22 protein-coding genes are annotated in these 21,296 nt (G+C 33.5%); 8 read left to right on the forward strand and 14 right to left on the reverse strand.

Going from position 1 to position 21,296, the window contains the following annotated elements; translation table 11 throughout:
* The first annotated feature begins 2 nt into the window (after positions 1-2).
* From LO744_RS02345 to LO744_RS02355, 3 genes are read left to right on the forward strand one after another with little or no spacing between them, the layout of a single operon-like run.
* Positions 3-1,265, forward strand: a complete 1,263-nt coding sequence (locus tag LO744_RS02345; protein ID WP_230667001.1) for a serine hydrolase domain-containing protein — start codon at positions 3-5, stop codon at positions 1,263-1,265.
* A 25-nt stretch (positions 1,266-1,290) separates the two neighbouring features.
* Positions 1,291-3,063, forward strand: a complete 1,773-nt coding sequence (locus LO744_RS02350) for an Ig-like domain-containing protein (RefSeq protein ID WP_230667002.1) — start codon at positions 1,291-1,293, stop codon at positions 3,061-3,063.
* Positions 3,063-3,521: a heme-binding domain-containing protein gene (locus tag LO744_RS02355; protein ID WP_230667003.1), complete on the forward strand. Its 459-nt coding sequence runs from the start codon at positions 3,063-3,065 to the stop codon at positions 3,519-3,521. The genes LO744_RS02350 and LO744_RS02355 overlap by 1 nt, the downstream gene beginning before the upstream one ends.
* Before the next feature lie 8 nt (positions 3,522-3,529).
* On the opposite strand, the gene LO744_RS02360 is transcribed toward LO744_RS02355, so the two are convergent.
* The 5 genes from LO744_RS02360 to LO744_RS02380 form a co-directional block, all read right to left on the reverse strand.
* Positions 3,530-4,048, reverse strand: coding sequence for an NUDIX hydrolase (locus LO744_RS02360; RefSeq protein ID WP_230667004.1), 519 nt, complete (start codon positions 4,046-4,048; stop codon positions 3,530-3,532).
* Entirely contained in the window at positions 4,048-4,959 is a 912-nt protein-coding gene (gene xerD, locus LO744_RS02365) for a site-specific tyrosine recombinase XerD (RefSeq protein ID WP_230667005.1), read from the reverse strand. The genes LO744_RS02360 and xerD overlap by 1 nt, the downstream gene beginning before the upstream one ends.
* 14 nt (positions 4,960-4,973) lie before the next feature.
* Complete coding sequence (locus LO744_RS02370) at positions 4,974-5,405, reverse strand: deoxycytidylate deaminase (RefSeq protein WP_230667006.1); 432 nt, start codon at positions 5,403-5,405, stop codon at positions 4,974-4,976.
* 36 nt (positions 5,406-5,441) lie between these two features.
* On the reverse strand, positions 5,442-6,209 hold the full coding sequence (locus tag LO744_RS02375) for an enoyl-CoA hydratase-related protein (protein WP_230667007.1): 768 nt from the start codon (positions 6,207-6,209) through the stop codon (positions 5,442-5,444).
* Positions 6,210-6,311: 102 nt separating this feature from the next.
* Entirely contained in the window at positions 6,312-7,799 is a 1,488-nt protein-coding gene (locus LO744_RS02380) for a catalase (protein WP_230667008.1), read from the reverse strand.
* Between the two features lie 108 nt (positions 7,800-7,907).
* On the opposite strand from LO744_RS02380, the gene LO744_RS02385 reads away from it, so the two are divergent.
* The 5 genes from LO744_RS02385 to LO744_RS02405 all read left to right on the forward strand — a co-directional run bounded on the left by LO744_RS02385 (position 7,908) and on the right by LO744_RS02405 (position 12,605).
* Entirely contained in the window at positions 7,908-8,858 is a 951-nt protein-coding gene (locus tag LO744_RS02385) for a LysR substrate-binding domain-containing protein (RefSeq protein WP_230667009.1), read from the forward strand.
* 231 nt (positions 8,859-9,089) lie between these two features.
* Positions 9,090-10,370: a methionine adenosyltransferase gene (metK, locus tag LO744_RS02390; protein ID WP_230667010.1), complete on the forward strand. Its 1,281-nt coding sequence runs from the start codon at positions 9,090-9,092 to the stop codon at positions 10,368-10,370.
* Positions 10,371-10,451: 81 nt separating this feature from the next.
* The gene (locus tag LO744_RS02395) at positions 10,452-10,940 is read left to right on the forward strand and encodes a hypothetical protein (RefSeq protein WP_230667011.1); all 489 of its coding nucleotides are present in this window, start codon (positions 10,452-10,454) and stop codon (positions 10,938-10,940) included.
* Positions 10,941-11,123: 183 nt separating this feature from the next.
* Positions 11,124-11,711, forward strand: a complete 588-nt coding sequence (locus LO744_RS02400) for an RNA polymerase sigma factor (protein WP_230667012.1) — start codon at positions 11,124-11,126, stop codon at positions 11,709-11,711.
* 198 nt (positions 11,712-11,909) lie between these two features.
* Positions 11,910-12,605 carry a YjjG family noncanonical pyrimidine nucleotidase gene (locus LO744_RS02405; RefSeq protein WP_230667013.1) on the forward strand — a complete coding sequence of 232 codons (696 nt, stop codon included), beginning with the start codon at positions 11,910-11,912 and terminating at the stop codon, positions 12,603-12,605.
* Between the two features lie 49 nt (positions 12,606-12,654).
* Here LO744_RS02405 and trpS read toward each other — a convergent pair whose 3' ends face one another.
* From trpS to ileS, 9 genes are all read right to left on the reverse strand, one after another.
* The gene (trpS, locus tag LO744_RS02410) at positions 12,655-13,623 is read right to left on the reverse strand and encodes a tryptophan--tRNA ligase (RefSeq protein ID WP_230667014.1); all 969 of its coding nucleotides are present in this window, start codon (positions 13,621-13,623) and stop codon (positions 12,655-12,657) included.
* A 79-nt stretch (positions 13,624-13,702) separates the two neighbouring features.
* Complete coding sequence (locus LO744_RS02415; protein ID WP_230667015.1) at positions 13,703-14,563, reverse strand: hypothetical protein; 861 nt, start codon at positions 14,561-14,563, stop codon at positions 13,703-13,705.
* A gap of 1 nt (position 14,564) precedes the next feature.
* Complete coding sequence (locus LO744_RS02420) at positions 14,565-15,275, reverse strand: hypothetical protein (protein ID WP_230667016.1); 711 nt, start codon at positions 15,273-15,275, stop codon at positions 14,565-14,567.
* Positions 15,276-15,286: 11 nt separating this feature from the next.
* A complete protein-coding gene (locus tag LO744_RS02425) occupies positions 15,287-15,931 on the reverse strand; it encodes a SanA/YdcF family protein (RefSeq protein ID WP_230667017.1) in 645 nt (214 codons plus the stop codon).
* Between the two features lie 89 nt (positions 15,932-16,020).
* Positions 16,021-16,659: a lipoprotein signal peptidase gene (locus tag LO744_RS02430; RefSeq protein WP_230667018.1), complete on the reverse strand. Its 639-nt coding sequence runs from the start codon at positions 16,657-16,659 to the stop codon at positions 16,021-16,023.
* Positions 16,659-16,853: a DUF2683 family protein gene (locus tag LO744_RS02435; protein WP_230667019.1), complete on the reverse strand. Its 195-nt coding sequence runs from the start codon at positions 16,851-16,853 to the stop codon at positions 16,659-16,661. The genes LO744_RS02430 and LO744_RS02435 overlap by 1 nt, the downstream gene beginning before the upstream one ends.
* 54 nt (positions 16,854-16,907) lie before the next feature.
* On the reverse strand, positions 16,908-17,153 hold the full coding sequence (locus LO744_RS02440; protein WP_230667020.1) for a DUF6576 domain-containing protein: 246 nt from the start codon (positions 17,151-17,153) through the stop codon (positions 16,908-16,910).
* An 88-nt stretch (positions 17,154-17,241) separates the two neighbouring features.
* Positions 17,242-17,622 carry a TraR/DksA family transcriptional regulator gene (locus tag LO744_RS02445; protein ID WP_230667021.1) on the reverse strand — a complete coding sequence of 127 codons (381 nt, stop codon included), beginning with the start codon at positions 17,620-17,622 and terminating at the stop codon, positions 17,242-17,244.
* Between the two features lie 59 nt (positions 17,623-17,681).
* The gene (ileS, locus tag LO744_RS02450) at positions 17,682-21,071 is read right to left on the reverse strand and encodes an isoleucine--tRNA ligase (RefSeq protein WP_230667022.1); all 3,390 of its coding nucleotides are present in this window, start codon (positions 21,069-21,071) and stop codon (positions 17,682-17,684) included.
* Between the last annotated feature and the right edge of the window lie 225 nt (positions 21,072-21,296).

The raw sequence follows: 21,296 nt of genomic DNA on the forward strand, positions 1-21,296 counted from the left end.
TCATGAAGAAGCTTAACCTCGTATTTGTTACCACACTATTTTTATTTCTATTTTCCTGCAAAAATAAATCTGAAAACAACGCTGCAACAGCGGAATCTACCACTAATCTTCCTAACTATGGAAATGTAGACTTGACGAAGGTTTTTGCCTCAGGTGATTTCAATCTCGTTGATAAAGACTACGCGGTAAGTTATATCGACCAATATTATAAAAAGGTTTGGGAAAAAGGAAATTTAAGTGGAAGCTTTTTGGTAGCAAAAGGAGATGAGATTTTGTATGAAAACTACAGAGGTTTTGCACGAGAGGGAAATCAAAATCCTATAGATAAAAATACAGCATTGCATGTCGCATCCGTTTCAAAAACTATGACGGCAATGGCGATGATGAAATTAATCGAGGCTGGAAAAATAAAATTATCAGACCATCTGACGCAATTTTTTCCTGCATTTCCCTATCCTAATGTGACTGTTCAAACTTTATTAGACCAAAGAAGCGGACTTCCGAAATACGAATATTTCATTACTAAAATTCAGCCTGCCCCTGCAGAGCTTTCAAAAAATTATATTACCAATCAGGATGTTTTAAATATGATTATTAAATACAAACCTGATTTGGCTAGAGATACCAATACAGGTTTTATGTATTGCAATACCAATTATGCGCTTTTGGCTTTATTGATTGAGAAAATTACCAAAACACCTTTTCCTCAAGCAATGAAAGAGATGGTTTTCACGCCCCTGAAAATGACAAATACCTATATTTTTCAGGAAAAAGATATTCCTACGGCATCGCAGTCATTTTATTTTGGTGGAAACAAATTGTATCCTTTAGACAGATTAGACCTTATTTATGGTGATAAAAATGTTTATACAACACCAAGAGACCTTTACAATTTCTCAAAAGCGATGTTTTCAAAAGATTTTTTAAAGCCAGAATTAATGCAGATGATTTTTACGCCTTACAGCAATGAAAAGGCAGGTCAAAACAATTATGGTTTAGGTTTTAGAATGAAAATTTTTGATAATGGAGAAAAACTAACCTATCACAACGGTTGGTGGCATGGTACAAATTCGGTTTTTGCCCATCTTTTAAAATCAAAAGTGACCATTATAGCGATTGGAAATAAATATTCGGGAAGAGTTTATTCCGCTTTGGCTTTGTCTGGTTTATTTGAAGATTTTCCACCTCAGAAAGATAAGCTTCACAGTATTATGAATGATAATCAGGACACTTTGAAAACAGGAACTGAAGTTTTTGGAGAATAATGTTTATTTTTGCTCAAATAATTTCATGAAAAGATTTCTTCTTTTATTCATTATCGGAATTCTTGTACAATCTTGTGCAAGAGTGGGCTCGCCAATTGGAGGTCTTAAAGATACATTGGCTCCTCAGGTGATAGGTTCAAATATAGATTCTTCAAGGGTCAATGTAAGAAGAGATATCAAAGAATTGCGTATTGATTTTAATGAATACATTACTTTAAAGGATATTAATAAAAATCTTAATATTTCTCCACCCATAAAATATAATAGAGTTCTTCCTTCAAATATTGCCAATAAGTATTTGATTATTCAATGGAAAGATACTTTACAGGCAAATACAACCTATAATTTCAATTTTGGAAATGCAATCGTTGATAACAGTGAAGGCAATGTATTGAGATATTATAATCTTGCTTTTTCTACGGGCGAAAAACTAGACGATTTATACATAAGTGGGGTGGTGAGCGATGCTTTAGCTTTAAAAAAGAAAAGCAGTTCTGATAATAAAATGGTAGTTGGTCTTTACCAATTAAAAGATAGTATGGACTATAAACAGAAGCCATATTACATTACAAAAGTAGATGATGACGGTTATTATGAATTAAATTATCTTGCTAAAGGAAAATATAAGATTATTGCTTTTGATGATGACAACGAAAACTCTATTTACAATCCTGGAAAAGAGAAAATAGCATTTCAAAAAGATACAGTTGTTGTTGAAAAGTCTATTTCAGGTTTAAATTTAAAATTATTCCCGTCTAAAAAACCATTTAAAAATCCTGAATTAAAAGAAATGCCAGGAGGAGTTTTGATGGCTTTTGAAGGGAATCCTGAAGAAGTGAAAGTCCTTTCTCTAAATGAAAAATTGAAAGACATCAAAGTAACCCACAAACCCAAATCAGATTCTGTAAAGATTTGGTTTGATGCTGTAAAAAGCGATGTTGGGCAAACTGTAAACGAAAAATTAGAATTCAGTTACGATACTGCCGCAAAGAAAGATACTGTGGTTGTCTTTTATAAGTATAATAAAAAGAATGTGATGGATGTTGTCAGTGAAAACGGTGGTGGTTTGTTACCTCCAAAAACTGATTTCAAAGTTTCGTCTACTTACCTTATCGATAAGATTAATCCAGAAAAATGGACTTTGAAAATCGACAGTACGATTGTACAGCCATTTACGGCAAAAATATCTGAGACCAATCCTTATCAGATTTTGATAACATCAGACTTTGTTTCAGGAAAAAAATATCAGTTGACCATCCCAAAAACGACAGTCTCTTCTTTTTATGATAAAAATTCTGAATCAAAACGTTTTGATTTTGAAGTTGATAAAATTGAAAATTATGGAAATTTATCGGTTATATTGCAAAATGCACCGACTAAAAAATATTGGTTACAGTTATTAGATTCTTCAGAAAAAGCAATATACCAGCAATATACCAGCGGAAATTCAGTAGTATTTGATGTGCTAAAACCTGCAGAATATATTATCCGTATTTTGGTTGATAACAACGAAAACGGGTATTGGGACCCTGCCGATTTTGAAACGTCTACTTTTGCGGAAGATGCTTATACTTATTATAAGACTGCAGTTATTCGACCTTTATGGACGTCAAAAGAAACTTGGGATTTGACAGATACACGAGTATTAGACATCAGTAAATTTGGTACCGCTACCAGTGCCGCGAAGGCTCAGTCTAAAGAAAATAAATCAACGATAAATCCATCCAATAATAACTCTATTCAGAATACTAATTCTGGAACTCGAGGTGCAAATAATGACTTACAATTGAGAAGATAATGCAAAAGTTTAAGAAAATAGTTTTTTGGTGTTTGGTAGGTTTTGCTATGATTCAGTTTATTCCGGTGGATAAAGTAAATAAACCGGTAGATCAAAGCAAAAATTTTATTAAGGTTGAAAATGCTCCGAAAGAAGTAGTTACACTGCTTAAAAACGCATGCTATGACTGCCATTCCGATGAAACGGTTTATCCTAAATATGCATATGTAGCTCCGTTTTCATGGTCGATTAAAAGCCATGTGAACGATGGTCGAAAATATTTAAATTTCTCAATCTGGGAAACGTATAATCAAGATTTGAAGCACAAAATGCTTACCCGAGCAATAGAGATGGTTGACAATAAAATGATGCCAATGCCTGCCTATATTATTTACCACGAAAAAGCCAACCTTTCGACCAATGAAAGAAAGCTGTTAAATGTTTATTTTCAAAAAGTATTAGATTCTAAAAAATACTAAAGAAGCAATTAGCTGAAATTTTTCAAATACTCTTCAAAGAATTTTTTCTGAGAATCAAAAGCGATGTCATCGAGATTAATTTCAGAAAAAGAAATCCACTGTGTTTCAGAAATTTCAGATAATTCTATATTAACTTCAAATTTTTCAGAAACTCGATATTCATAAAACAAATCAATGGTATTGTAGTCAATTTCTTTGTATTGATATACGTTGGGAAGACTCGTTAGGTATTTTAGATTTTTAATGTCAATTTCAAGCTGTAATTCTTCAAAAAGTTCTCTTTTACAAGTGTTTTCAGCGCTTTCTTTCGGGTCTACAAATCCTCCAGCTAAATCGAGTTTACCTTTTTTAGGCTCTTGATTTCTTCTGGTTAAATAGATTTCATCTCCACAGCGAATGACTACAGCGACAGCTCCGGCAACATTATTATATAAAGTGAAGCTGCACTCAGGGCAGCTCCATTTTTTTTCTCCGTCCCAATGAAGGGTTTTATTTCCGCAATTCGGACAAAATTTTAATATTTTCATTAAGCACTATTAGAATTTCTCGGGTGATAATTTAAAATTACATCACGAAGTTCTTCTGTTTTTAAATGGGTGTAAATTCCGGTTGTTGTAATGCTAGAATGTCCCAGCATTTCTTGGATATAACGTAAATCGGCTCCGTTTTGCAATAGATGTGTAGCAAAAGAATGTCTGAATGTATGTGGAGATATTTTCTTGCTCACTCCTGCTTTATCGGTAAGTTCTTTAATGATTATAAATACAATCACACGAGACATTGAAGTTCCTCTGCTATTAAGGAAAAGCGTGTCTTCGTATTTCTTGTTGATTTTATTTTTAGAACGTACCTCAGCAATATATTCCTTCAAAAGTTTTGCAGTGAACTGTGCCAAAGGAACAAAACGTGTTTTGTTGCCTTTTCCAATCACTTTTATATAGTTTTCTTTAAAATTAATATTAGATATTTTAATTTCAATTAATTCAGAAACTCTCAGTCCACAACCATAAAGCACTTCAATAATACAGTGATTTCTTTTGCCTAAGTCTGAATTACTATCAATAGCTTCAATAATTTTTTCAATATCAGCAAGACTCAAAGTATCAGGTAAATATAAACCAAGTTTTGGTCCTTCCAATAAAGTTGAAGGATTGTCATCACGGATTTCATCTTCAAGTAAATATTTGAAAAAAGCTTTAATGGAAGATATCCATCTTGCTTGTGACCTTTCACTGAATTTTTGCTTAGACAATGTGAAAATATATTCCTGAAGATTATCATACGTAATCTTTTCAGGACCAGTGTTTTCAAGGTCGTCTATTGCGTAAGTTTGAAGTTTCTTGATGTCGCGGATATAAGCATCAAGTGTGTTCTCTGAAAAATTTCTTTCAAAGCGAAGAAAAATCTCAAAATCTTTAATTTTTTCATCCCAAGTCATTGTGTTGTGTTTTTTTAAATTTTTAACTCCTTTTCTGAAACCTGTATTATTTCAATTTGATGTTCTTTTAAGAAAATAATTCCCTCATCATCTGAGTAAGCATTAATATAAACTAATCTTGAAATTCCGGCCTGTAAAATCAGCTTACTGCATTCTTTACAAGGTGATAAGGTAAGGTACAATGTTGCACCCCGAGCAGACTGTGTAGAGCCTGCTAGTTTCAAAATAGCATTTGCTTCTGCGTGTAAAACGTACCAGTGCGTTTTGCCTGTTTCGTCCTCACAGCAGTTCTCAGAACCCGATGGGGTACCATTGTATCCATCAGAAATAATCATCCTATCTTTTACGATAAGAGCTCCTACTTGTTTTCTTTCACAGTAGGAAAGTTTTGCCCACTCCTGAGCCATTTTTAGATAAGCTTTATCAAACTTATTATACATCTGCATCGGTTATTTTTTCGAAATAATTTGTGATAAGGAATATTAGAAGCTAGGCTTTCTTTTTTCAATAAAAGCTGAAACTCCTTCTTTTTTGTCTTCTAAATCAAAAAGCTCGCCAAAATATTTAATTTCAGCTTCAAAACCTTTATCAGTATCAGACAGGTTGGTTGCTTTAATAGCGCGGGAAATTGCCATTGGAGAATTGTTAGCAATTATTTTTGCTAATTCTTCTGTTTTAGAAAGAAGCTCACCAATAGGGAACACTTCATTTACCAAACCAATTTCTTTTGCCTTTTGTGCAGGAATCATTTTTGCTGAGAAAATCATTTCATTGGCAATTCCTTTTCCTACTAATTTTGGAAGTCTTTGGGTTCCTCCATACCCAGGAATAAGTCCTAAAGTTACTTCCGGAAGACCCAGTCTAGCATTATCTGATGCATATCTGATGTGACACGCCATCGCAAGTTCTAAACCACCTCCCAAAGCGAAGCCATTTACCGCAGCAATTACAGGCTTTGATAGGTTTTCTATTTTATCAAAAAGAAAAGTTTGCCCATTTTTAGCAAGCTCTTCTGCTTTTTCCTGATTAAAGTTACTAAATTCTTTTATATCTGCACCGGCAACGAATGATTTTTCTCCACTTCCGGTTAAAATAATTACTCTTACTTCATTGTCAGATTGTAATTCATCCAATGCAGTGCTGATTTCTTTTATGGTTTGTGCATTTAATGCATTTAAACTTTCTGGTCTGTTGATTGTAATTACAGCAGTTTTCTCGTCCTTCTTTATCAGTATATTTTCGTAAGTCATTATTTCCCTTAATCTTTAAGAACTTGCAAATTAAAAATTTTTTACAAATAAAAAGGGAAAAAAATGACTTTTTTCCCTTTTAAGTGTTTATTATTTAATAGTTTACTTTAAATGATTCATCATATTGGCGTCTATATTGACACTTAATCCAGATGCCACTTTCATGCCAAGCTCAATATTTGCCCTGAAAAAATGGCACAATTGGCGGTTGATAATCTCGTCTTTTTTAGGTCCGTCAATTCCTCTCATACTACCTATGATGTTGTTTACCAGGTGTTCTCTATCTTCCTGACTCATTGCTTTTGTGTATAAAAGGCCAGGTTGAGTGTAGTGGTCGTCATCATTTTCATTTCTGTTGAAGTTAGCGACATGATTACTATCTAATTCGTATTCGAAATTTTTGTAAGAAGAATCTGGCTGGATGTCATCAAAACTGTTTGGGTGATAGTTTGGTTTATCCTGATATCCACTAGAATCTGCCATAAATCCGTCTCTTTGGTAGTTGTTAACTGCGAAAGGGCATCTGTTGACTTCAAGATGATGAGCGTTTACACCAACTCTGTATCTGTGAGCATCTGGGTAAGAAAATAGTCTTCCCTGAAGCATTTTGTCGGGTGAAAAACTAATTCCGTTGATTAAATTACTTGGAGAGAATGTTGATTGTTCTACATGGGCAAAATAATTGACAGGAACTTCATTCAGCTCCATTTCGCCAACTTCAATTAAAGGAAAATCACCTTGGAACCATACTTTGGTTACATCAAAAGGATTCCATCTGAATTCGTTTGCCTGCTCTTCGGTCATTACCTGGATATACATCGTCCATTTCGGAAAATCACCATTGTCAATAGCATTGCAAAGGTCTTCCTGTGCAAAATCGGGATTTTCACCAGCCATTTTTGTAGCATCGGCATCATTAAAGTTTTTGATGCCTTGTTTTGTTTTAAAATGAAATTTCACCCAAACTCTTTCGTTTTTATCATTAATCATCGAAAAAGTGTGAGAGCCAAACCCGTGCATATGCCTAAAACCATAAGGCGTACCTCTGTCTGACATTAGAATAAGAACTTGGTGTAGTGATTCAGGATTCAAGCTCCAAAAATCCCACATCATGGTCGCGCTTTTCAAATTGGTTTTTGGAACTCTTTTTTGAGTATGTATAAAATCTGGGAACTTTTTAGCATCTTTAATAAAGAAAACCGGGGTGTTATTCCCTACTAAATCCCAATTTCCGTCTTCAGTATAAAATTTTAAAGCAAATCCTCTAGGGTCTCTTGCGGTATCTGCACTTCCTTTTTCACCACCCACTGTCGAAAATCTAGCAAACATTCTGCATGAATTTCCAACCTTTGAAAATATTTTGGCTTTGGTATATTGTGAGATGTCATGAGTTACAGTAAGCGTTCCGTATGCACCACTTCCTTTAGCGTGCACAATTCTTTCCGGAATTCTTTCTCTTACAAAATGTGCAAGATTTTCCTGTAAAATAAAATCTTGTAGCAATACCGGGCCACGTGCTCCTACTGTTTGAGAGTCTTGATGTTCATAATAAGGCGCTCCGCTGCCTGTTGTTAATTTTTTATTATCCATATAGTTATAATTTGAGATTGTTTTCCATTTTTCACTATCAAATTTAGTTGAATTTTTAATTGCTTCTGCCAAAAACATTATATCTTTGTCATAGATAATATTAATCAAATGAACATTCAGCAATTGGAATATCTTATCGCTGTAGATAAGTATAAGCATTTTGGGAAAGCCGCTCAGGCGTGTTTTATCACTCAGCCAACATTAAGTGCAATGATACAGAAGTTTGAAGATGAGCTGGATGTAAAGGTTTTTGACAGAACAACCCACCCCATCAGAACTACTGATGTAGGACTGCAAATTATAGACCAAGCTAAAGTAATTATCGAGGCTGTAAATGAGCTTAAAAACAAAGCTAATTTATTAAATAATATTTTAGGAGGAACGATTAACTTGGGGATTATTCCTACGGTTTCGTCGTTTATTTTACCTACAGAAATTTTCCATTTTCTACAAGATAATCCTAAAGTGCAGATGAACGTAAAGGAGATGACAACGGATAACATTATTAAAGCCTTGAAAGCTGGAGAATTGGATGCCGGAATTATTTCTACGCCTTATGACAATGCCAACGAATTTTATCAGGACTTCTTATTTAATGAAGAATTGATGATTTACAGTTCGGATACTGAAACGAATAAAAAAAATACATTTATCGTTCCTGAAGAATTAAATGTAGAGAAAGTTTGGCTTTTGGAAGAAGGTAACTGTCTTAGAAATCAGTTTGAAAATATTTGTCATTTAAAGGAAAATACGTTGAAGCCTAAAAATTTAGATTTCTTAGCCTCAAATATTCAGACTTTGGTACACATGGTTGACAAAGTGGGAGGAATCAGTATTTTACCTGAATTAGCTTTAAATCAACTTTCGGAAGAGCAGAAAAGTAAAGTGTATAGATTTAAAAAACCTTTCCCATACCGAGAGATTAAAATTATTTATTATAAACCTACTTTCAAGCAAAAAATCATTGATGAGTTGAGTTCATTTATAAAATCATCTTTAGAAACGAAGCTTAATTTTCATAATGCTCCAAAAGATTTTGTAAGCATTAAGCCTCAATAATCAAATTGAGAGACCATACAAAGCATGTTTCAATAAAAATATAATAATCGAATAAAATTTTTGAGTATTAAAAAATAGTACTTAACTTTGCAAACGTTTATTAACGAGGAAAAATTTGACCTGATTGCAACCTCTCTAAAAAAATGCTAAAACAGTAATTCTTTTTTAGCATTTCCGGGCAATTATTCATTTTTTCTTCACATTTTTAATTTAAAAAATACAAAGAATAATATGTCTTATTTATTTACATCTGAATCTGTTTCAGAAGGACATCCGGATAAAATTGCCGATCAGATTTCCGACGCACTTATCGATAACTTTTTAGCATACGACAAAACTTCAAAGGTAGCTTGTGAAACTTTGGTCACTACAGGACAGGTTGTTTTGGCAGGAGAAGTAAAATCTGATGCTTATTTAGATGTGCAGACTATTGCAAGAGAAGTAATCAACGGAATTGGGTATACAAAAGGAGAATATATGTTCAACGGTGATTCTTGTGGAGTAATTTCTGCAATTCACGAGCAGTCTCCAGATATCAATCAAGGGGTTGACAGAGTTGCGGCTGATGAAACTTTCGAAACTAAAGCAAATGCTCAAGGAGCAGGAGATCAGGGAATGATGTTTGGTTATGCAACCAACGAAACAGCAAACTATATGCCTTTGGCTTTAGATTTGGCACATACTATTCTTAAAGAACTTTCTGCAATCAGAAGAGAAGATTCTGAAATTAAATACCTTCGTCCGGATGCAAAATCTCAGGTTACCATCGAGTATTCTGATGATCACAAACCGGTAAGAATAGATTCTATCGTTGTTTCTACTCAGCATGATGACTTCGCTGCTGAAGAAGAAATGCTCAATAAAATTAGAGAAGACATTAAAACTATTTTGATTCCTAGAGTTAAAGCTTTGCAGACTGAAGAAATCAAAGCTTTATTTAATGATCAAATTAAATATCACATCAATCCAACAGGAAAATTCGTAATCGGAGGTCCTCACGGAGATACAGGTTTGACTGGAAGAAAAATCATCGTTGATACTTACGGTGGAAAAGGAGCTCACGGTGGTGGTGCTTTCTCTGGAAAAGATCCTTCAAAAGTAGACAGAAGTGCAGCGTATGCTACAAGACACATTGCTAAAAACTTAGTTGCAGCAGGTATTGCAGATGAAGTTTTGGTACAGGTTTCTTATGCTATCGGTGTTGCTGAGCCTTGTGGTTTATATATCAACACGTACGGAACTTCAAAAGTGGCTATAAATGATGGTGAGATTGCTAAAAAAGTATCTACAATTTTCGATTTGAGACCTTATGCCATCGAGCAAAATTTAAAATTAAGAAATCCTATCTACCAAGAAACCGCTTCTTACGGTCACATGGGAAGAGAGCATTTCGTTGCAGATAAAACCTTTAATAAAGGTCACAAAAATGAGTTGACTCTTACCGATTTAGAGTTCTTCACATGGGAGAAGTTAGACAAAGTAGAAGAAATTAAATCTGCTTTCGGAATTTAATTCTTCTTTTCGGTATAGAAACTGCTTTAACATGAAAATGCTAAAGCAGTTTTTTTTATTTTTACACCTAAATATTTTACAATGAATATGCGATTTGCAATCACAGTACTTTTTCTCTTTTTTGTCGGAACTTTGGTAAAAGCTCAGTATACCGTGCATAAAATGATTAATGTAGGCTATGTTTACCAAAATCAAAGTTTCGGTGAAATAGGTGGGAAGTTGATGTTTCTTAAGAATGATGATGTGATTTATCGTTTAGGAGCTTCTGCTTTAATGGGTTCTGCGAATTCTCAGTTTGCCATTATGCCTAAAGTACAAGGTGATATTTTGCTAAATTTCGAAAGAAATGTAGATTTCTATCATTCATATTATTTTCTTGCCGGAGTGGAAGGAACCAATAAATATGTGGCTCCCAAGATTGGAGTTACCCTTTTTGGAATTTTAGATTTAACTGGTGGTTATGCTTTTCCTATTGGAAATTCTGGTTTAAATGGAAAAGAATTGAAGGGAGTAAATGTAAATTTCACACTAAATATTCCTACGGCCTTCTTACATGATATGCTAAAGTGATTTTTTTTAAATAATTCTTTATAATATTTAATAATTAGTTAACAGTTATTAAAATTTTATTTATATTTACAGCATAATTTGATGCTTATAGATAAGACTTTACTCTAATACCGTTTTGGCCAACTAAAATAACTTGATCCTAATCAGGAAAATGTTTGTCGCGGATAATATATGAGAAGAGTTATGAAATCAACCGATAGTCTATTAATTTCTCTGTACCAAAAAGGAGATGAAGAAGCATTATCTACCTTAATCCATCGCCACCAAAGAGATTTATTTACTTTTATTTTGTATAAAATAAATGATCAGGATCTTGCGAATGATATCTTTCAGGATACTTTTATTAAAATTATTGTAATGCTTAAAGAAGGGCGTTATAATGAGGAAGGGAAGTTTATTCTTTGGGCAAAAAGAATTGCTCAGAATCTTATTATCGATTATTTTCGGGCAAAAGCAAAAAATATAAAAGTTTCAGAGACCACTTTTGAGAATGATGAGTTTTCAATTTTTGATTTGATTAAAGAGCCTTCTGAAAATATTGAGGATCAATTGGTAAGCCTACAGATTCAGGAAGATTTGCTTAAAATGTTACAGTTTTTACCAGAAAACCAACAAGAGGTGATAAAACTCAGGTTTTTTGACGGATTGAGTTTTAAAGAAATCGCAGACCATACAGATATGAGTATTAATACGACTTTGGGGCGTGTACGCTATGCATTAATCAACCTGAGAAAAATAATGGAAGAAAATAATATTGTCCTGACGAGATAATAATTCAATATTTTTCACGTTTTAAAGAAAAAGTAATTTTTGCCTATGAAAAATAACGACTCTTTAAAATTGAAAAGTTTGAAACCAAAAAAACAAACAATTGATTTCTTGCTTAGCTTCTCAAAAAATCTTGAAGTGGTGAAGATTAAAAATAATCATATCCATCTTTCAAAAAATTAATCATTAATTTTGTGCTGTATGAAAATTCAGCACATTTTTTTTGACCTCGACAATACCCTTTGGGATCACCGAAGAAACGCCTATTTAACCATTAAAAATCTTTTCGAAAAAGAAGAAATCACTTTAAAATACAACATTGATTTTGAAGAATTTCATTCTGTGTATCACGAAATCAATGAAAAGCTTTGGGAGCAAATCAGAGATGGTGAAATTGATAAAGAATACCTCAGAAAACACCGTTTTTACGATACTTTTAACCGTTTTGGCATAGATGATTTAGAATTGTCGATGTATTTTGAAGAACACTTTTTAGATAAAATCCTTAATTATAATCATTTGGTAGAAGGAGCAGAATATATTTTAGAGTATTTGAAAGCTAAAAAGTATACACTTCACATTATCTCAAACGGTTTTCAGGAAGTAACGGAGCGGAAATGTATTCTTTCTAAGATTGACCATTATTTTCAAACCATTACTAGCGCAGACTCTGTTGGGGTAAGAAAACCCAATCCTGCTATTTTTGAGTATTCTTTAGGGCTTTCTAATGCTAAGAAAGAAGAAAGCATTCTCATTGGAGACGATTGGATTGCAGATGTAACTGGCGCTCAAAAATTCGGAATGGATGTTATTTTCTTTGATGTTCTAAATGAAAATCCACAACAGGAAAATTTAAAAGTAATAAAACATCTTTTGCAGATAAAAGAATATTTATAAAACGAAAGCCTTTCAAATCGAAAGGCTTTTTATCATTAAAAATTCAGGATTAAATTCCTAAACTTTCTCTTACTCTTTTAATCGTTTCTGTAGCGATTGCTCTTGTTTTTACAGCGCCTTCTTGAAGTTTTGCTTCCAATTCATCAAGATTGTTCATGTAGTAAGAAAATAATTCTCTTTCTTTTTGGAATCTTGTAAGAATTAAATCTAAAAGTTCTTTTTTAGCATGACCATAACCGAAATTTCCGGCTAAATATTTTGCTCTTAATTCTTCTGTTTGTTCAGAAGTAGCAATCAATTCATAGATGGCAAAAGTTTTATCGGTTGATGGGTCTTTGGGTTCTTCTAAAGATTTAGAATCACTTTCAATGCTCATTACCTGCTTTTTTAGTTCTTTTTCAGGTAAGAAAATATTGATGATGTTTCCTCTCGATTTAGACATTTTGTGTCCGTCAAGTCCAGGAACATATTTTGTATCTTCCTGTAATTCAGCTTGAGGTAAAACTAAAATTTCACCCATTTGATTATTAAATCTTGAAGCTACATCACGGGCAATTTCCAAATGCTGAAGTTGGTCTTTTCCTACAGGAACGATTTCTGCATCATACAGTAAAATATCTGCCGCCATCAAAATAGGATAGGTAAACAAACCTGCATTTACATCTTGTAAACGGTCTGCTTTATCTTTAAATGAATGCGCCAGAGTCAATCTCTGATAAGGAAAAAAACATGATAAATGCCAAGAAAGTTCACAGGTTTCAGGGATGTCGCTTTGTCTGTAAAAGAATGTTTTTTCGGTATCAAGTCCACAAGCAAGCCAAGCCGCAGCAATTTCGTAGGTGTTTTGTTTTAGTTCTTTTGCATCTTTAATCTGCGTCAACGAATGTAGATTCGCAATAAATAAAAAAGATTCGTTTCCTGACTGCTTAGAAAGCTCTACTGCAGGAATAATTGCACCCAAAAGGTTTCCTAGGTGCGGAGTTCCGGTGGCTTGAATGCCGGTAAGAATTCTTGACATTTGTTTAAAATTATTTCTACAAAAATAAGGAAAATTTAGAATTTATCTTGTTTAAAAACTGTTGTAGAGATGTTTTAAATTATTTTTTCAATTCAATTTTATAATAAAAAGTGAGAACCCTTAGGCGCCAAAGTGTTAGGGTTTGTTCTGCAGCGATGAGATCATTTTCTGAGCTAATGATTAATTGGTCACGGAAAGAACCGATAAATTTTGACCAATATTCATCTTTGGAATCTTTCAATAAAAAATAAAATCCAGCATCGCCAAATTTTTTCCCTGAAGAATCTAAAATTAATTCGCCATTTTCTCCAACCGTTGGAACCATGAAAACCGTTGCATTTCCATTAGGAAGTGGAAAAACTGCTTTTACACAGGTTTTGCCTGAGGGCAAATTACTGATTCCGTAAGCTCCAGAATAAATAATTTGTCCGCTAGATTCAATTGAACGAAACCAAAATGTATATTTTATTTCATTCGATTCTAAATCAATAAGGTTGATTATTTCGCTTTTTAACGATTCTGAATCCACAATATTCTTGGTGGGAATATTCAATTGATTAATTCTGTTACTGAATAATTTATTAATCAGAATCCCGAAAAATTTAAAAAAAGGATTCCATTTTACAGAAAAATTTAAGTTGTAATTTGCGGTATTTTCATAAAATGCGATTACATTTTTGGATAAATTTGCGAATTCAGTATCTGATAAATTCAAATTTAGCATTGATGGAATAATGCCTTTTGCTTTCGAATTTTTTTCTACAAATAAGTTTTCTTTTTCCGCAAATTGATGGATGAAATCTTCTCCAATTATATCTAAATTTCCAAAAGGACCCATCAGCCAAGGAAAATCATCGGGTTTAATTTTTCTTCCGCATATAATTACCCATTGTTGTGTAATCCAATCCTGAATTTTCTGCATAGGATAAGCAAATCTCATTTTAATTGATTTTGAGATTTGGGATAATATTGCGTCTTCCGTTCCATTCACCAAATTCTGAAAGGGGTTTGAAACGTAAGGTTGTAAATTCGAAATGAAAATCTTTTCTATCTCTTTCTTTCATCGCATTCATGTGTCTTTTAGGTTTGGGAACTTTACTGTGTCCGTGAACCATATCTGTCATTTCTTTTTGTGTTTTCCAAATTGAAAAAGTGGAAACTATATTTGGAAATTTGATAGAAGCTAAGGATAAGGTTGTTGACGGATGGTCGCGAACCAATTTTTCAACAGGTCTTCCCCAATGGATAAATCTTGGGATTTCCAAAAACTTCATTCGGGCAATGGTAACCGCAACGACTGGAGAGTCTGGATTTTCAAATTCTGTTGCTTCTTCAGGAATTTCAAACTTGTTGAATTTTCCCCATTTTCTCATGATAGTTAATCTCGTATGCCAACCTTTAGATAAGATTTTTCCACAATTATCTTTAAGCAAAAAATTGTCGATGTCACTTTCATTTTCCCACTGAGCAAATAGGGCGATTTGTCTTATCAGCATTCTTGATGGTGAAAAAATAGGTGAACCGAGAGTCATCGCTGTCATAATTTCTGCATGAATCAAACCTTGGATGTTTTTTGGCTTCGGTGGAAACAAATGAATTTTTAAAGCATAAAAATAATTCGTTTTTACTAAATGATAAGTGAATACGCTCATATCCAATAAAACTAAGGAATCAAAATCTTCTCGCCTCCAAACTTCGGCTCCACACCAAATATAAAATCCAAAAAAACTTTTGCTCGAGCCAGTTTTTCTCTTGCATTGGTTTTTAAACCTGCATATTTATTGACATCTTTTGCATTGTAGCCCCACGCTTCAATATTGTTTTTTCTTGCGAGATAAACGGCTCTTTCGTTATGAAATCTTTGTGAAATAATAATGTAAGAGTTTTGTCCGAAAATTTCTTTCGCTCTTAAAACAGAATCTAATGTTCTGAAACCTGCAAAATCTTCAAAAATCTTATCTGCGGGAACTCCGGCTTTGATGAGTTCGTTTTTCATTTCTTCAGGCTCGTTATAATCTTTCTGAGAATTATCACCGCTTACAATAATGTTTTGGATTTTTCCTGATTGATACAATTCTGCAGCTGCTTCAATTCGGTTAACAAAGTAAGCATTCGGTGCTCCATTTGACAGTGTTTTACTCGTTCCTAAAAGAAGTCCGGTTTTTTCATTTGGTAAAGTTGAAATATTAGAAGTTACATAATTTTCCGTTTGATCTTTAATCGTAAAATTTGCCCAAATGATAAAAATAATTCCTGCCACAAAAAGAAGCAGGAATATTTTGATTGTATTTTTAATAATTTTTCTCATACATTTTAAACCTTGAAGGGTGTATAAAAGTATGAAATCCCTATGAGTTGTCAATACAAAAACCGATAAAGATTATTGGATTAAATATTTTAAAATTCAAGTCCGTTTGGTAAAGCTTTTTTTCTGAAAATTAATAATAAAGCTGCTCCCACGGTAATGGCTGAATCGGCAACATTAAAGATGTATTTAAAGAATTCAAGGTGTTTTCCGCCAATTAATGGCCAGCTTTCCGGAACGTACCAATCGACCAACGGAAAGTGAAGCATATCGACAACACAACCTTTCATAAATGTAGAATATCCTTCACCAAAAGGAACCAGTTTAGAAACTCCGCCATAGCCAATCCATTGATTGACGTTTTCGTCATAAACCATTCCGCTGTCGAAAATTAATCCATAAAACATTCCATCAATTAAATTTCCAATAGCTCCTGCAAAAATAATAGCCATCGGAATAATCAGATAGTTAGATTCACCTCTTTTCAGCCACTTATTAAACAAGTAAATCATTCCGCCAATTAGAAATATACGAACAATCACCAAAAAATATTTGCCAAGCATTCCTCCAAAATGAAAACCATAGGCCATGCCTGGGTTTTCAACAAATGTTAATTTAAAACCTGGAAAAACAGAAACGCTGTCGTTAAGGTTAAAATTTGTTTTGATATAAATCTTTGAAGCCTGATCTATTAATAAAATAAGAAAAGTGATGAGTACAATCTTCTTCATTACCTATTCGTCTTTGGTTTGTCTTTAAAATTCTTATCGGTATTTTCTTTTTTAACAGGAGTTTTTCTCTCAAAAGTTTGAGTTTTTGCGCCTCTTGTATGAAATTTTTCATATCGAATTCCCATTTCTTTCATCATGCTTTTTAGCGCATTCAGTTCCATTTGGTTTTTTGGGTGTACAATTAATGCTTCCATTTTAATTTAATTATTTGTAGTCTTGCTAAAGCGTAAAGTTCTAGCAGTGCTTATTTAATGCTTAGAAAGTTCGTCGAGTCTTTTTCTATCTTTTGCAGACAGGTCGTCGATTCCGTTCTTTCCCATTTTGCTCAGAAGTCTGTCGATTTCCTTTTCTCTATCTCGTTTGTCTGAATTGAATTGTTGATCGATTGTCAGATTTTTAGGCTTTTCTGGGTAGAATCGGTTTTTGATTCGATCTTTATTAAAAAACCATACAGCGACAACGAGGATAATTCCTAAAATCAAAAATTCGGTCATAGATATAATTAAAAAATAGGTTTATAAAATGTCTTTAAAAACAAATTATAAACCCAATTAATTATTTACAAAAATAAGATAAAAATAATTATCTCTGCATATTTTTAGCTTCTATGCTTAAAGTAGCGTGCGGTACTGCCAAAAGTCTTTCCTTTGGAATCAGTTTCCCTGTTACTCGGCATACGCCATACGTTTTGTTTTCTATTCTTATTAAAGCGTTTTTTAGATCTCTTACAAACTTTTCCTGTCTTCCTGCCAAAATAGAGTTTTGCTCTTTGCTTAGCGTTTCTGCACCTTCTTCAAAAGCTTTGAAAGTAGGTGATGTATCGTCGGTACCGTTATTTTGATCATTGATAAAGCTTTCTCTGATAAGCTGTAAATCTTTCTCTGCTTTATCTATTTTTTCTTTAATTATCTTTTTAAACTCTTGTAAATCAGAGTCGTTGTATCTTACTCTTTCGTCTTGCATTGTCTTTTTCTTTTTTAATAAATTTATGATTTGGAAATTGAAAAAACAATAGTTAAATATTAATTTTTTTCAACATTCACTTTAAATTTAATCTCATCGATATCGATTTCGTTAAAATTTGAAAGTGAAGATACAATTTCTATTTTATTTGACAAGACCTCAGATGAAATATATTCTTCATTTTGTTTAATCTGCTCCAAAAACGGAGTTTCTTCTTCCAAAACGATGCTTATTCTGTCTGTTAACTCAAAATCTTTCTCTTTTCTTAGATTTTGGATCCTGTTGATAAATTCTCTTGCGATACCTTCAGATTTCAATTCATCAGTCATCTTCAAATCTAGTGCCACAGTTGTTTTTCCGTCTGAAGTTACCGTCCATCCCGGGATATCTTTAGTAGAAATTTCAACATCTGCAGTTGTTATTTCGTAGCCTTGAATTTCGATGCTTCCTTCTTTTTCTAAAGATGAGATTTGCTCAGCAGAAAAATTAGTAATTTCATTACCAACAGCTTTCATATCTTTTCCAAGTCTAGAACCTAAAGTCTTGAAGTTAGGCTTAATCTGTTTTACAATTAAATGTGATGCTTCTTCAGCATTGATTAACTGTAATTCTTTAACGTTAACTTCTTGTTTAATTAATTCTGCAACCGCTAAAATTTGCTCTTCCGTTCTCTTATCCAAAACAGGAATTAAGACTTTTTGCAATGGCTGACGCACTTTTACATTTTCCTTTTTTCTCAATGAGAAAACCATACTTGTAATGTTTTGTGCCAAATGTGTTTTCTCTACCAAATCCTGATCGATTAAACTTTCATCTGCAACTGGGAAGTCTGTTAAGTGTACAGATTCAAATGTTTCTTTTCCTGTTACTTTATTCAAATCCTGATACAATTGATCCATAAAGAACGGAGCAATGGGTGCCGATAATTTGGCAACAGTTTCAAGACACGTATATAAAGTTTGGTACGCAGAGATTTTGTCATCAGAATAATCTCCTTTCCAGAAACGTCTTCTGCACAATCTTACATACCAATTTGATAAATTATCATTTACAAAATTGCTGATTGCTCTTGCAACTCTTGTCGGCTCATAATCTTCGTAAAATGCTTTTACTTCTTTTATTAAAAGGTTTAATTCAGATAAAATCCAACGGTCGATTTCCGGTCTGTTTTCAACATCTTCTTCAGAGTAATTAAATCCGTCAACGTTTGCATATAAACTAAAGAAAGAATAGGTATTGTAAAGTGTTCCAAAGAATTTTCTTCTTACTTCATCAATTCCTTCTTTATCGAATTTCAGATTTTCCCAAGGATTCGCATTCGAAATCATATACCAACGTGTTGCATCTGGCCCGTAATCTGAAAGCGTTTCGAATGGATCAACTGCATTTCCTAAACGTTTAGACATTTTCTGACCGTTTTTATCCAAAACAAGTCCGTTACTCATTACATTTTTATAAGCAACTGAATCAAAAACCGCCGTTCCGATTGCGTGAAGTGTGTAGAACCAACCACGAGTTTGGTCAACTCCTTCCGCAATAAAATCTGCTGGGAAAGCTTTATTGTTGTCTATTAATTCTTTATTTTCAAAAGGATAATGCAACTGTGCATAAGGCATTGAGCCGGAATCAAACCAAACATCAATCAAATCGCTTTCCCGGTTCATCGTTTTTCCTGAGTCTGAAACCAAAACAACTTTATCAACGATGTTTTTGTGTAAATCAATCAAATCATAATTTTCTTCAGACATATTTCCGATTTCAAAACCTTTGAACGGGTTTTCAGTCATCAATCCTGCTGAAATAGACTTTTCGATTTCGTTGTATAATTCTTCTACAGAACCAATTAATTTCTCTTCTTTTTGGTCTTCTGTTCTCCAGATTGGCAATGGAATTCCCCAATATCTAGAGCGGGAAAGGTTCCAATCATTTACATTTTCCAACCAATTGGCAAAACGACCTTCTCCGGTAGCTTTTGGCTTCCAGTTGATGGTTTCGTTTAATTCTACCAAACGGTCTTTTACTGCCGTCATTTTTACAAACCAAGAATCTAATGGATAATATAAAACAGGTTTGTCGGTTCTCCAGCAATGAGGGTAGCTGTGAACATATTTTTCTACTTTGAAGGCTTTGTTTTCTGTTTTCAACAAAATCGCCAATTCTACATCCCAAGATTTTTCAGGTGCAGTTCCTTCATCGTAATATTCGTTTTTAATATATTTTCCTGAAAAAGTTTCAGGAACATTGTTTCCTTTGATAAATTTACCTTGAAGGTCTACCAACGGAACCAAATTATCATTTTCATCTTTTACCAACATCGGCGGAATTCCCGCATCTTTGGCAACTCTCGCGTCATCTGCACCAAAAGTAGGAGCGATGTGTACGATACCTGTTCCATCTTCTGTAGTCACAAAATCTCCTAAAATCACTCTGAAAGCGTTTTCAGGAGTATCGTTTGGCGTAAACCAAGGAATTAATTGCTGGTATTGAGTTCCAGCAAGTTGTTCTCCTGTAAATTCTTTTAAAACTTTAAAAGGAATTGTTTTGCTGTCTGAAGTATAGTTTGCTAAATCTTCATCACTTCCCTCAACGAATTTTTTACCGAAATTCTTTTCCAATAAAACTCTCGCCAAAACAACAGTTACAGGTTCGAAAGTATATTGGTTAAAAGTTTTTACAACAACATATTCAATATCTCTTCCTACCGCCAAAGCTGTGTTTGAAGGCAAGGTCCAGGGAGTTGTCGTCCAAGCTAAAACATTTACATCTCCGTCAATATCATTAAATAATTTGGAAGAATCTTTTTTAACTTTAAACTGAGCAACAATCGTTGTATCGGTAACATCACGATACGTTCCCGGCTGATTCAGTTCGTGAGACGAAAGTCCGGTTCCCGCTTTTGGAGAATAAGGTTGAATGGTATATCCTTTATACAACAATTCCTTGCTGTACAATTGTTTTAGCAACCACCAAACGGTTTCCATGTATTTTGATTTGTACGTGATGTACGGATCTTCCAAATCTACCCAATATCCGATTTTTTCGGTTAGGTGATTCCAAACATCAGTGTAACGCATTACTGCTTCACGACAAGCTTTGTTGTAATCTTCAATCGAAATTTTTTTGCCAATATCTTCTTTCGTGATTCCAAGTTCTTTTTCTACTCCTAATTCCACAGGAAGTCCGTGTGTGTCCCAACCTGCTTTACGGAAAACCTGTTTCCCGTTCTGCGTTTGGTAACGACAGAAAATGTCTTTCAATGCTCTCGCCATAACGTGGTGAATTCCCGGCATTCCGTTTGCTGAAGGTGGTCCTTCGTAAAACACAAACTCAGGATTTCCCTGACGTGTTTCTACACTTTTTGCAAACGTGTCGTTTGCTTTCCAGAATTCCGAAACATTCTCGGCTACGTCTATAAGGTTGAGGTTTTTATATTCTTTAAATTGGCTCATTGTAATTTCTCAATTTCGTTGATTAATCAAGTTGGCAAATTTAGTGATTTTTGTCGGTTTATAATATATGTTTTATTTTGATATGGTCTATTGAAAATTTTGCTAAAATGAAACTGTTGTTTAATATGAATTTTCAATGGTGGAATTGTGAATTTTTAAAGGAAATTACATCAATCATTTATTCAATAGAGGTGGGCTTTAGCTCGCCTTCAATTTTGTTAAGCA

The sequence above is a fragment of the Chryseobacterium turcicum genome (assembly GCF_021010565.1).
Lineage (GTDB): Bacteria > Bacteroidota > Bacteroidia > Flavobacteriales > Weeksellaceae > Chryseobacterium > Chryseobacterium turcicum.